Origin of the sequence: Polycladomyces subterraneus (genome assembly GCF_030433435.1) — a bacterium.
Lineage (GTDB): Bacteria > Bacillota > Bacilli > Thermoactinomycetales > JIR-001 > Polycladomyces > Polycladomyces subterraneus.
This window is the reverse complement of the sequence record NZ_JANRHH010000026.1, coordinates 1-12913: the sequence shown is the minus strand read 5'-3', so window position 1 is coordinate 12913 and position 12913 is coordinate 1. Positions and strand designations below refer to the sequence as shown.

Annotated in this window: 11 protein-coding genes; 3 read left to right on the top strand and 8 right to left on the bottom strand. The window is 53.1% G+C overall.

Annotation, left to right across the window (positions count from 1 at the left end; all coding sequences use genetic code 11):
• The 3 genes from NWF35_RS16815 to NWF35_RS05555 all read right to left on the bottom strand — a co-directional run.
• The coding region (locus NWF35_RS16815; protein ID WP_363321562.1) for a transposase at nt 1-134 on the bottom strand (134 nt) is incomplete at its 3' end.
• A gap of 128 nt (nt 135-262) precedes the next feature.
• Entirely contained in the window at nt 263-424 is a 162-nt protein-coding gene (locus tag NWF35_RS05560; RefSeq protein WP_301238099.1) for a hypothetical protein, read from the bottom strand.
• A gap of 170 nt (nt 425-594) precedes the next feature.
• The gene (locus NWF35_RS05555) at nt 595-1353 is read right to left on the bottom strand and encodes a metallophosphoesterase (RefSeq protein ID WP_301238098.1); all 759 of its coding nucleotides are present in this window, start codon (nt 1351-1353) and stop codon (nt 595-597) included.
• 133 nt (nt 1354-1486) lie between these two features.
• On the opposite strand from NWF35_RS05555, the gene NWF35_RS05550 reads away from it, so the two are divergent.
• Nucleotides 1487-2143 carry an SGNH/GDSL hydrolase family protein gene (locus tag NWF35_RS05550; protein ID WP_301238097.1) on the top strand — a complete coding sequence of 219 codons (657 nt, stop codon included), beginning with the start codon at nt 1487-1489 and terminating at the stop codon, nt 2141-2143.
• Between the two features lie 74 nt (nt 2144-2217).
• Here the strand turns inward: NWF35_RS05550 and NWF35_RS05545 are convergent, their stop codons facing one another.
• A complete protein-coding gene (locus tag NWF35_RS05545; protein ID WP_301238096.1) occupies nt 2218-5583 on the bottom strand; it encodes a vitamin B12-dependent ribonucleotide reductase in 3366 nt (1121 codons plus the stop codon).
• A 312-nt stretch (nt 5584-5895) separates the two neighbouring features.
• Between NWF35_RS05545 and dat the strand changes: the two genes are divergently transcribed.
• Nucleotides 5896-6735, top strand: coding sequence for a D-amino-acid transaminase (gene dat, locus NWF35_RS05540; RefSeq protein WP_301238095.1), 840 nt, complete (start codon nt 5896-5898; stop codon nt 6733-6735).
• A gap of 239 nt (nt 6736-6974) precedes the next feature.
• Nucleotides 6975-7250 (top strand): hypothetical protein, encoded by a 276-nt coding sequence (locus NWF35_RS05535; RefSeq protein WP_301238094.1) that lies wholly within the window; start codon nt 6975-6977, stop codon nt 7248-7250.
• A 69-nt stretch (nt 7251-7319) separates the two neighbouring features.
• Here the strand turns inward: NWF35_RS05535 and NWF35_RS05530 are convergent, their stop codons facing one another.
• From NWF35_RS05530 to NWF35_RS05515, 4 genes are all read right to left on the bottom strand, one after another.
• Nucleotides 7320-7535 (bottom strand): hypothetical protein, encoded by a 216-nt coding sequence (locus NWF35_RS05530; protein ID WP_301238093.1) that lies wholly within the window; start codon nt 7533-7535, stop codon nt 7320-7322.
• Between the two features lie 77 nt (nt 7536-7612).
• Nucleotides 7613-9352, bottom strand: a complete 1740-nt coding sequence (locus NWF35_RS05525) for a serine/threonine-protein kinase (protein ID WP_301238092.1) — start codon at nt 9350-9352, stop codon at nt 7613-7615.
• Between the two features lie 122 nt (nt 9353-9474).
• Nucleotides 9475-10746 (bottom strand): ribonuclease H-like domain-containing protein, encoded by a 1272-nt coding sequence (locus NWF35_RS05520; protein ID WP_301238091.1) that lies wholly within the window; start codon nt 10744-10746, stop codon nt 9475-9477.
• Between the two features lie 171 nt (nt 10747-10917).
• Entirely contained in the window at nt 10918-12747 is a 1830-nt protein-coding gene (locus NWF35_RS05515) for a serine/threonine-protein kinase (protein ID WP_301238090.1), read from the bottom strand.
• Between the last annotated feature and the right edge of the window lie 166 nt (nt 12748-12913).

Sequence of the window (12913 nt, the reverse complement as noted above, 5' to 3'; positions counted from 1 at the left end):
TGGATGATCGACTCTTTCAATGTTGCTCCAATCGATTCGTTCAGTACCCTCCTTCGATATTTGGTAGACCATACAAAATGATAATTTAGGTTATAAACTGCTGATCCTGTTGACTTCCAAGACTCTTTTTTCATACCATTATGGTAATACCAATATAACGGAATTGTCAATCTATAAAAAATGCGAGGGGGTCCGTGTATCCCCTCAATAAATTGAGGGGGATTACAGCCCCCTCGCGCTCCCCCATTTTTCTAATGAATGATCAGTTTTTCTGTTTATATACTTTTCTAATCAGGTTTTCGGTTTCACGCAGGGAAAGTCCGGCAACAATATACCCGTTATCAAATTTGATGGCTACTGTGGCTAAACCGTAGTCCAGTTTTCGGCTGCCATGTAACCCTGTCCTCGCCGCTTTTGTCGACATTATCCAGTACACCCTTGGGATATGATGGTTTGCTATTCCCCATCATGCCAGACGTAGCCAACAGATTTCCTGTAAAAAATGATGTGTCTGGTCAGTCACCAACAAAAAAGGTGTGCCTTTTTCCAAGGGTAGGAAAAAGCACACCCTGTCTATATCGAAGGATTAACGACCTAGCCGTTCCTGTGACCCACTCCCGGCACCTTCACCTGCACCGGCCGGAAATCCAGATAATCGCACGCAACCAGTTGCAGGTCAATCCCTTCGTATTCTCCCTGCACCGCTTCTTCAGCCGCTTTGCCATGCAGGTGACCATACACGCAGGTGGCGACGCCAAATTCCTTCATCACGTCAAAGAAACCTGAGCTGCGGACATGTTTGGTCACCGGTGGGTAGTGGAGCATCACGATGATCGGCTTGTCTGGCTCTGCTTTCACCGCCGCTTCCAATGCAAGTCGCAGGCGCCCTACCTGCCGTTCATAGATAGGGCGATCCCGCTCCTCATCCCAGAAACGGTGATCCCCCGGCAAAGTCCAGCCGCGTGTGCCAGCCACGACACACCCTTCCACCACCGTGTAATCGGCATCGATCCAGTACATTCCCTCCGGTAGCGCCTCGCGTACCTTTTTTTTGCTGGAAACGTAGTAGCAGTGATTGCCGGGAGAGAGAACCTTTTTTCCCGGCAGTTGGGCGATCCAGCCAAAATCATTTTTCGCCGTTTCGATTTTCATCGCCCAACTGATATCACCCGGGATCAGTACCGTATCCTCCGGTTTGACCACTTCCAACCACTGATCCCGGATTCGATCGTAGTGGCGATCCCAACCGAACACATCCATCGGCTTGGTCACGTCACGGTCATGGTCGATCCCGTACAACGTCACCGGTTTGTTGAACGATAAATGCAAATCGCTGATGGCATAGATGGTCAATCTGGTACACGCCCTTCTCCTGACTTGAAACTGTTGCCATTATACCACGAAAGCCCTTCCTTTTCTTCCCGTCTCGACATATTCATATAACAGGAAACGACCGACAATCCTTGAGATCCGGGGAGGGGAGGCGATGGCACAACCTTTTGTCTACACCGCATTAGGCGACTCCATCACTGCTGGTTACAACGCACCCCGCCGCCTAGGATACGCGCACCGGCTGACCAAACGGTTGAAACACCAGGGACTGCCGACCAATTTATACACTATCTGCAAGAAAGGGTGGACGAGTGGGGATTTGCTTCAGGCGTCCGCTCGGTTCTCGACCCGTCTCGCCATCCGGAATGCCCAACTGATTACGGTGTACATCGGAGGCAATGATCTCATTTTTGCCCATGTCAAATATCTGCTGTCCCGAAATCCCAAGGTGTTCAGTCAAGTGATCACCACCTACGGAAACAACCTGCAGCATCTGTACAAGCGAATCCGCAGGCTATCCTCTGCTCCCATTTTTACCTTGAACCTCTTCAATCCGTTTCCCTTTTCAGCATTGCCCAATACCTGGGTACCCGTACTCAATCAGATGACGACCGATGTGTCCGCACAATGGGACATCACCGTCGTCAATATTTATGAATTGTTTCAGGGGATGGAACCCCTATTGATTGACGGATACCAAACCGGCCGGCTGGAGAACTATGTGCCCATCATCACCAGAAACCCCGTACACCCCAATGAACGGGGACATGAGCTGATCGCCCAGGAACTGTGGGAGACGATCTCGATTTAGAGCGTGTCTGGTTAAGCGAAATGTGTCCCGATGAAAAAAGCGGCCGCACCCTCACGGGGTACGGCCGCAAACGATCAGGAACAGCCGGTGGTGGCGCCGCAGTCAAGGCAGACATAGCAGGAGCCATTCCGTTTGGTCATGCCTCCGCACTCAATACACAATGGTGCGCCGCTGCTGGCCCGAATCGCTTCGATGTTCTGGTTGTTGCCTGGTTCTTGCGCCCCGGTCACTTCGCGGTATCCCTGTTCCACTTCCGCCGATGCCCGGGTCGAGCTAGTTTCTTCTTTGGCTTCGGCCTGTTGTTTCCGTTTTTGCTCGTTGACATAACAGCGCAGTTCTTCCTTTTTCGGCGGCACTTGCACGAAATCGGTGCGGCCCAGGTATTCCATGCCCAGCAGGCGGAATACGTAATCGATCACGGACGTGGCCATCTTGATGTTGGGGTGGTCTACCGTACCGGCCGGTTCAAAGCGGGTAAACGTCATGGAATTGACGTACTTCTCCAACGGGACACCATGTTGCAGGCCGAGCGAGACTGCCACGGCGAAGGCATCCAGCAAGCCGCGCATTGTGCTCCCTGCCTTGTGCATGTCGATGAAAATCTCACCCAGCGAACCGTCCGGATATTCCCCGGTGCGGACGAACACCTTTTGACCCGCGATACGTGCTTCCTGCGTAAATCCTTCCCGTTTGCGCGGGAGGCGACGCCGCACACTGGGGACATGGCCGTCCGCGAACACTTCCCGCAACTGGGAAGCGGCAGCATAGGCTTCTGCCGTTTCGGGCATTTCCGTTGGCTCTTCTTCTTTTTCCCGTTTATCGCCCCGGGTGTTAAGCGGTTGTGAGCTCTTCGAACCGTCACGGTAGAGTGCCACTGCCTTCAGCCCCAGTTTCCAGCCTTCCAAGTAGGCGTGGCAAATATCCTCCACTGTGGCCGATTCCGGCATGTTGATCGTTTTGGAAATCGCACCGCTCAGGAACGGCTGGGCGGCCGCCATCATCCGCAAGTGGCCCATGTAGTGGATGAACCGCGTACCGTGTTTACCGCACTTGTTGGCTGTATCGAATACGGGGTAGTGCTCCTCTTTCAGGTGCGGTGCCCCCTCGATCGTCATCATGCCGCAGATGACATCGTTGGCTTCCTCGATCTGCTCACGGGTGAAGCCAAGTTCCCGTAGGAGATTGAAGTCCGGTGCATTGTACTGTTCCGGCTGGAAGCCGAGCCGTTGCAGGGTTTCCTCACCCAAAGTCCACACCGTAAACGCATACGGCAATTCAAACACGGTGGGCAGTTTTTCTTCCACCTTCTGCAGATCCTCATCGGTAAACCCTTTTTCTTTCAGCGTCTCGCGGTTGATGTGTGGAGCGCCGTCCAGGGTGAGCGTACCGATTACGTAGCGCAGGATATCCTCGATTTGTTCCTCGGTGTAGCCCAGGTTTTTCAGCGCCGGACGGATCGATTGGTTGGCGATTTTGAAGTACCCGCCGCCGGCCAGCTTTTTGAATTTCACCAATGCGAAATCTGGCTCAATCCCAGTCGTGTCGCAATCCATCAACAGACCGATCGTACCCGTCGGCGCAAGCAGGGTGGTCTGGGCGTTGCGGTACCCGTATTGTTCCCCCAGCTTCAGCGCATCGTCCCAACTTTCCCGCGCCGCCTGAAGCAGATCCGGGGGGCATTTGGTCGGATGGATGCCCATCGGGATGATGGTCAAACCTTCATATTCCTCCGCGGGAGCATTGTACGCCGCACGCCGGTGGTTGCGGATCACACGCAACATGTGCTCCCGGTTGATCGGAAAGGCTTTGAACGGTCCCAACTCCTTAGCCATCTCGGCCGAGGTAGCATACGCAGTCCCGGTCATGATTGCCGTGATCGCCCCGGTGATCGCCAATGCCTCTTCGGAGTCATAGGGAATGCCGGAAACCATCAGCAGCGTACCGATGTTGGCATACCCCAGCCCCAGCGTACGGTATTCATAGGAGAGTTTGGCGATTTCCCGGGACGGATATTGCGCCATCAGTACCGAAATCTCCAGAACGATCGTCCAGAGGCGCACCGCATGTTTGAATGCCGGGATGTCAAATTTACGAGTATCCGCGTCGAAAAACTTCATCAGGTTGAGCGACGCCAGGTTACACGCCGTATTGTCGAGGAACATGTACTCCGAGCACGGGTTGGATGCATTGATCCGGTTGTGACGTGCACCCACTTGGCCGTCCATACCAGCCGGGCAGGTGTGCCACTCGTTGATCGTACCGTCGTATTGCACACCGGGGTCTGCACATTCCCATGCAGCTTGTCCGATCTGCTGCCACAAATCGCGCGCGGAGACGACTTTGGCTGTTTTGCCGTTGGTACGGTATTTGAGTGCCCAGCCGCCGTCTTCCTCCAGCGCTTTGAAAAACTCGTGCGGGACGCGCACTGAGTTATTGGAGTTTTGACCGGATACCGTCTCATACGCTTCGCCGTTGAACGAAGGATCGTATCCGGCGGCAATCAACGCACGCACTTTTTTCTCTTCGTTGGACTTCCAGTTGATGAACTCCTCCACATCCGGGTGGTCGATGTCCAAACAGACCATTTTGGCCGCCCGACGGGTCGTTCCACCCGACTTGATCGCACCGGCGGCTCGGTCACCGATTTTGAGGAACGACAGCAATCCCGAAGAGGTGCCCCCGCCGGAAAGCGGTTCACCCTTGCCGCGGATGTTGGAGAAGTTGGTGCCCGTTCCGCTTCCGTATTTGAACAGGCGGGCTTCACGCACCCACAGGTCCATGATGCCGCCTTCGTTCACCAGATCGTCCTCAACGGACTGGATGAAACAGGCGTGCGGCTGAGGACGGCTGTAGGCGTCTTCCCCCTGTTTCAATTCTTCCGTTTCGGGGTCGACATAATAGTGACCCTGCGGTTTCCCCTTGATACCGTAGGCATAGGCCAGCCCCGTGTTAAACCATTGCGGCGAGTTGGGTGCAGCCATCTGATGCAGCATCATGTACACCAATTCGTCGTAAAACGCCTGCGCGTCTTCTTCGGTATCGAAATAGCCGTAACGTTCTCCCCAGTCCCGCCAGCAACCGGCCAGACGGTGAACCACCTGCTTGACGCTCGTTTCCGGTCCGGTTACCGGATTCCCGTTCTCATCCAAGATCGGGTTGCCGTTTTCGTCCTTTTGCGGAACGCCTGCTTTTCGGAAATACTTCGAGATCATGATATCGGCCGCCACCTGCGACCATGCTTTGGGGACCTCCGCCCCTTTCATCTCAAACACAACCGAACCATCAGGGTTGGTGATCCGACAATCCCGTTTCACATACTCTACGGAGTTGAAAGGATCTTCTCCCGGACGGGTAAAGTATCGTTTGATTTTCACCCCAAATTCCTCCTCATGACCACTTTTTTCTTTCGTTCCATCATGGTTGGTTGATGCAAGCACCATTCATTCCGCAATATGTAGGTGTAAGCTTATTATACCACTACTACATATTGTGTAAAATTTGCATTTTGCCGTTTGCGAGCGAATGATGCGCACCTGTTTGTCCTAAGTAGTGCTCACCTGTCATAACCGTGGATTTTCCGGTTTGATTTTCTTCCTATCCTCCCCAGTCAGACCGGAAAACACCGTTGTTTCGATTTTTAAGAAAAGGTTGTCAACTGCCGCAACTTCATGCAAACTAAAACGTATATGGTGGATGAAGAAACGGGAAATATGATTTCCCCGACAAATGACTCGGACAAGGAGGCCAAACGCATGACCATTCTATTCAACGATCAGTTGATCTCGCGCGACGAGGCGCGTGTGGACGTGGAAGACCGTGGATACCAGTTCGGCGACGGTGTGTATGAAGTAATCCGTGTTTACGGCGGCCATCCCTTCTGCTTTGGTGAGCATCTGGACCGCCTGGAACGAAGCGCGCGGGAAATCCGGATGCAGTTGCCATACCCTCGCGAGAAAACGGAACTCCTGTTGCTGCAATTGATCGAAGCCAATCAACTCAAAGACGGATACCTCTATGTACAGATCACACGTGGCGCCGCTCCTCGGGATCATGCGTTTCCGTCCAAGAGTGAACCGGTGTTGACAGCCTATGCCGTTGAATCACAGCGTCCCACCGATCTGATGAAAAACGGCATCCGTGCCATTACGCAGGAAGACATCCGCTGGTTGCGCTGTGACATCAAAAGCCTCAACCTGCTGGGTGCGGTACTGGCCAAACAAGCTGCAGTGGACGCCGGTGCGCAAGAAGCGATTCTTCACCGGAACGGGACGGTGACGGAAGGCAGCGCCACCAACGTGTTCATCGTCAAGGACGGTACCTTGTGGACACATCCCGCCAACCACCTCATTTTACACGGAATCACACGTGCCGTCACCTTGAAATTGGCGGAAAAAGAAGGGATTCCCGTTCGTGAGGAGGCATTTTCTTTGGAAGACCTTCGTTCCGCAGACGAAGTCTTCATCACCAGTACGACCAAAGAAATCGTGCCGGTCGTCGAGGTGGACGGCGTCCCAGTCGGTACGGGCCAACCGGGATTGGTGACGCGCAAACTTCAACAGGCGTTTGAACAAAGAATCGGCGTTACGGTATAACCGGCCACATTTCACCCAACTTGATCCATCACCCGCCCGTCACAGGTTTCTTATCTTCTCGGCGAAAAACCTCCAAAACAGCTTGTTGACAAAGTTAAGGGCTTCGTTTTCCCGCCCCCTCTCCACACTCTACGGGACAACGGAGCCCCCGCAATGGTTCGACTACTTTGTCATCAGTCTCAACCATCTTTTCCCGTTATGGTATAATACGTACATGCTTTGACGGGAGGATGCGAGAATTGAAAAGAAGACGGAGGGAGCCGACCGAAATGGGCGGTGTTAAGAACATCTTCGAAGTGATCCGGGGCCGTGAAGAAGATATGAAGAAGCAGCTTCAACAAGCCCTGGAGTATATCGTCAAAGAGAGCGAACATTATGAAGGCATGGTTTTGGTGGCCATCGACAAAGACGGTCAACCGATCATTCACACGGTTGGCGTCAATGTGTTTGAGGCGGTCGGCTTGATGGAGCTGGGAAAACAAATCATCTTGTCCGAAGAACCGGACACGCCGTGAACTAATACAAAACACCCCCTGAATCGCTCAGGGGGTTTCATGTTATCAACCAAGTCCGCAAGGGTGGATTCAGCGTGACAATGATGGATCCCTTGAACGGTCCTGCCACCCTGACATGAACCCGCATCGCATTGCAGGCAGATAGGCAAGCGGAATCAACGAACCGAGAACAGCCAACAACCGCAATACCACATCCGACGGCGTCATGCCGGCGCCCAACTGCGTTGCCAACCATACCACCGACAAATCGATTCCGATGACGATCCATACAAAGTCGAGCGTCAACCACTTTTTACGCTCGGCGACGGGTACCGGCTCCCGCTCTTAATCATGAAAGGTACTATTCCATTTTGACATTTGTCTCACTTCTGCCCTTCTCGTGATGGTGGCTGTGATGTTTTGGTCAACACCGTTTGTCTCATCGCACTGATTTTCGCAGATGACAGTTGGTCGGCAGGAAGCGGATGGACCAGTGTCGCCGCATTTCTGCCCTGTTGCAAATAAACGGTCAGCCCATCGTCAACGGAGACAGACACGATGGTATTACGCCCTGGGCGCAACCTCTGTTTGAATGATTGCTTCTGCAACGGAACCGGTTGCCGCCCCATACGGAACAGTGTCATCCCGTCTGACTTCACCACCAAACGCAACGGATCGCCTTGATTCAGCTCCCATTCCATCATCAACTGCGCTTGCCGGCCGGAGCGCGGACGGTACGTCAGCGAAACCGGCGCATCTGGCCGGACGGTGGCCACACTGCCGGCCCCCAGTGTCCACTTACCTTCCTTGATTAGGGCTTCTCCTCGTACTAACGACCAAGGAAGACCTTTGTTCCAGGAAGTAGCTGCATCCCCGGATCGTGCCAAGGAACGAACGACACCCTCCGTTACGCTCACTCCATCGCCTCCCGACAGATTCAATTCAGTAGGAACGGAATCAATGGACGAGGTAGCTGCCATCCACTTCCACTCCCCTTCCGGATCGGACAGCGCAAGCCGTACGGGCTGCCGTGGAAGCAACAAGATCTCCATCTGTGCTTCGTAGTTTCCGTTTTTGTCCGAATCCCACACCTCCCAGATCAACGGCTCCTCCTCTTTTTGAATCGAAATGGTCGGAGCATCTGGAGTGGAACCCAACCGGACGACTAATGGCCAACCACTTTCCGGGACATTCACGTGAAAACGGATCCATGCACCGTCAGTCGCCTTGATAATGACGGGTTGAAACGAGCCGCTCCCGTCAAACCGCATGGTGGAAAAAGGTTGATCCACATTCTGCCCCTGTTGTGCAATAACGGTCTGATCCAACGGCTTCTTCTGCAGGGAAGCTTGCATGGCGACCTGATACCCCACGATGGAGCCAAAAACCAAAAGAGAGGCCATAGTTGCGGAGAAAACCACCCGCTTGGAGATGCGTTTGTTCTGAACACGGGCTCTTTCCCACTGAATATTTGACGATTGGGATAAAATTTCCTCAATCCCTTTATCCTTATCAAAACAATTGCGAACCAGGGGTTGCATCTCCGGAGGGATACGGTGCTGTACACGTTCCCATTGTTTTTCCAAGCTGTTTCGGTCCGGTCTTTCTCCCGTCAGCAGAAAGAACAGCAATTCACGCCACCGTTCGTCTTCATGGGATGGACTGAAATGCTTGAAATGGACGACCAAAAGATAGGGATGATCCCCATCCATGATGATATTGCGGGGATCCAAGGTGGTTCCCAGGGGTAACGGTAACCGGTTGAGATCCAGCAAGGTCCGAAGTAATTTTCTAAATATCTCCAACGATTTCATCGGATGCATCACGTTTTTTTCATTCACAAGCATGGACAGCGGTTCGCCTGACAACGGGGGATGGACCAACACCACCGAATCGGCCTCTTCCAACACTTCAACAATCTTTGGCAGATGGGGATGATCCAAGTGACGAAGTACCATTTCAAACCCCGGGGGCAATGCGCGACGCAACCGGATTTCTTGAAGAATATACCTTGAGCCGTCCAATGCTCTGGCCATTAGGAGCTGGCCGGAAGAAAGCGTGATCACATCTTCGATGCAATACCGAGCGAGATAATTTTTTTGTGAAGCGTCAGCCGAAAACAACCCATTCCCCCCTTAAAATACAATTATTGTAAATGAAATATTTATAATTTAATTCATACATTATCGTAGAATGCTTCATAATAAAAATCAATAAAAAAACGGGACCCCGGTCCCGTTTCGGTTCAGATCCCCAAGTCCAATTGTCCAGCATCATCGCGTCGATTCGCCAATTTCTTTAATAATCTGCGTTCCCGCTTTCGCACATCCTCCCATTCATTCCGCCATTCTCGGGAAAACGATCTCCCCATCAGCCTTTTCGCTCCAAGCACTTCCAACGCCTTCTGCGTCATCTTAAGCGCCTGATCAAATTCCCGCACTTGATGTTCGTAGTATTTGGCCAGTTCGATACAACAGAAGACGGACCAAGGATCGTCCTCCAACCAACGCTTCCAATGTGGCACCGCGATATCCCATGCTTCGGCCCGTTTCCAAAGCGCGCTCAACAACCGTCGTGCTTCCCGTCGTAACGAAAGGGGCAATCCACTTTCCCCGGAAAGCGGGACCAACCATGCTTCCGCTTCGGTGTCATTTCCCGCGGCGATCCACCAACGACCGATCGCCAACCGTTCTTCGGGGGATCCCTCCACTTCGCCGTGTATCAGGTGAGACAGATGAGCCAGCAACCCCACCAGCGACAACAGATCCTGCTCATTATGACGAAACACACCGTCCAACAGCGTCAAATCATGATGGCGCAAATAATCGAAGTACAGAGCGGGAGCCAGACGACCTGGTTCATCATCTTGCCGTCGAATCGCCAAACATTTCTCTTCCACATCGCTCAACCGACAACTCGGCAAACCATGGCGCCATAAGCGGCGTGCAGGATACAGCAAATCCCAGTGCCGCCAATCCGGTAAAAAAGAACGGTGAGGCATCCGATGGAAATCGTACCGCGTCTCCACCAGCCCCCAGTCAAACCCTTTGCCGTTATAGGTGACCAACACGCGGAACGATCGAACCACCTCGGCGAAATCCTGCAACAACGCCCTTTCCTGTGAAACATCCGGCAGAAAATAATGCTCCACCACAAACGCGCCGTCCCGATAATACCCCAGCCCGTACAAAAACACGTATGTACCGGCACCCGTCCCCAAGCCCGTCGTTTCTGTGTCGAAAAACAGGATTTCCACTGGTTCCACCGGAAGATCCGATCTATCCGTCAAGCGGGCGAATTCCGAAAGCATCTCGCGGGACAGCGAGCCCAGCGGATAGGTTCCCACCCGTTTTCCCAATGAAAAAACGCGGCGTCGAAACAGATAGCGTCCTTGTTCGTTTTCCCGCCACACAAATCCCAATGGCGCTTTCTCCGGGATGCACGTTCGGTTCGCAGAGGACGATTCTTCTCTTTTGCTGCCGTGATACGCTCGCAATCGGTCACGCAGGGTTCGCATGGGGTACCACTCCGTTTGGTTATCCATCTTTGGTATCGGATTCACATTCATTGTAGTGGAAAGGGGCTGGCGTTTCCATAACCACCGATCATGAAATCGGGACCGCTTTCCCGTTCCGATCGCCTTCGATGAAAGCGAAACGGGAAAACGGTCCCGATGGAGAAACCGTACTCATGGCGAGACCAATAAATCTATCGCATCATGGTTGATCAAGTCCAACTCTTCCAACGAGATGGGAACTTCGTGCGTATATGCGATTGTTCCTTCATGACCGGATTGCTTCACGAGGATGGTTAACACATTGGAATCCCATGCAACGGTCACCGACGTTGCCTGATCCGTTTGCCACTTCCATCCCAACGGACGGTCAGCCACCTTCTTGATTTCCTCATCCAATCGGTACAACACCATCCGGTCCGATCGTGTCAACACAAACCGGAACCGATGACCGTCCGCATTGTCCATCTCCAATTGCAATGGATCGCCGCGAAAACCGGACGGCCTGAGAAAGGAAAACGCACCCGCAGGCCCCAATTTCACTTGCGCGGTCGTGTTCAAATGAAGCTGATTGGGTTCCACGACACCTTTCCCATATACCAAATCCCACGGTTGACCCTGCATCCACTCACCGGCGTCGGTACTCGCCGTAGAACCTGTTGATGCTTCCACGTTGTTCAACTTCGTGGCCTGTCCACCCTGGAATGTCAACATGTAGACCGATTCCGGCGGAACGACTCCGGCCGCCAGCCATTGGGCACTTTTTCCTTTCTCCCCGATCGCGAACCGTAAGGGCTCTTCCGGTATGTAATAGAAATGCCATAAATAAGTCCGATTGGGCAGCACGCGAAATTCCTCATCGGATCGCGAAAGGGTATACGATTTGCCCGATTTGGCCATCACCAGATTGATCCGGCCTTCACCGTCCACCTGCACGCCGAACATTTGACCCTTCCCCTCTTGCGTTAGCGAAATGGTAAAGGGTTGGTTCTCCTTTTGTTGCAATTCCCCTGTCAGATGTGTCGGTCCCTGTACCGGTTGCGGCCACCGATACACTGATTCGCTCTCCCCTGTCAACGGAACAGTAGACACTCGGGTTCCGCCATCAGACTGACGGGATTGCATCACACCGGCCATACCCATTTGTTGTGTACCGGTGTGATCTGATGAGATCGCACGTTCACGTTCACCACGGTTTATCCACTGTTGGAGCGCATGAGAAGGGGTGGTCTTCAAATCAGCCGCCTGCAATCCCAACAGGGTCCCCACTACCACGGTCGCCGCTGTCAGCGCTCGGTACCAGTAACGTCGCCGGAGGCGGAACGATTGTTTCATCTTGGCTTGCAACAGCAGTTGTCGTGCTCGTTTGATCGCATCGGTTATCGAGCATGTTCCTTCCAAGCAATCCAATGCCAACTGGCGAATGGGCTGGGGCACTTTCCTCAACGCTTCTCTTGTCTCTTCCGCATTCATTTCGGGATGCCACTGATTGCCGGTCAACAAAAAGTACAGGAGGGAACGCCACTTCTCGTCTTTTTGTGTTTTCCCGAAGCGTTTGATACCGTAAAACAACAACAGCGGTTGTTCTTCCACCATGCACACATTGCGCGGATCCAAGGTTGTATCGAGGGGAAGGGGCAATCGATTCAAATCCAGCTTCGTTTTGAGCAACCGTTCAAATACGCGCACCGCTTGTAGCGGGGACATCGGCTTCTCTTTCGTCACCACCAGTGGCAGGGGATCACCCACCAATGGTGGATGAACGAGTACTACCCGACCTTTTTCCTCCATCACGTCCAATATGGGAGCTAAGTGAGGGTGCCGCAATTGGAGCAACATTTCTTTCGATCCCGGCGGCAAGGGTCTGTCGATGGCGATGTCCTGCAAGAACACTTGTGTTCCCGACCTGGATTTGGCCTGCACCAAGCGGCCGGAAAAAAAAGATAAAACGTCTTCTACCTGAAAACGCTCGTAATACCGAGCGTTTTCGCTCGTTTTGCTCATGTCGTCCCCTCCTTTTTGTGTCATATCCGCCAATTGACACTCCACACGGCTAAAGCCATGGGATTCTTGAGTGGTTAACGCCCTCAGTCCATTTCTGTTTCGGGCAACCCTCAATCTAAGGGCTGTATCATCAGCCCGTCCCACCCGGTTAGCACGTACCCGGATG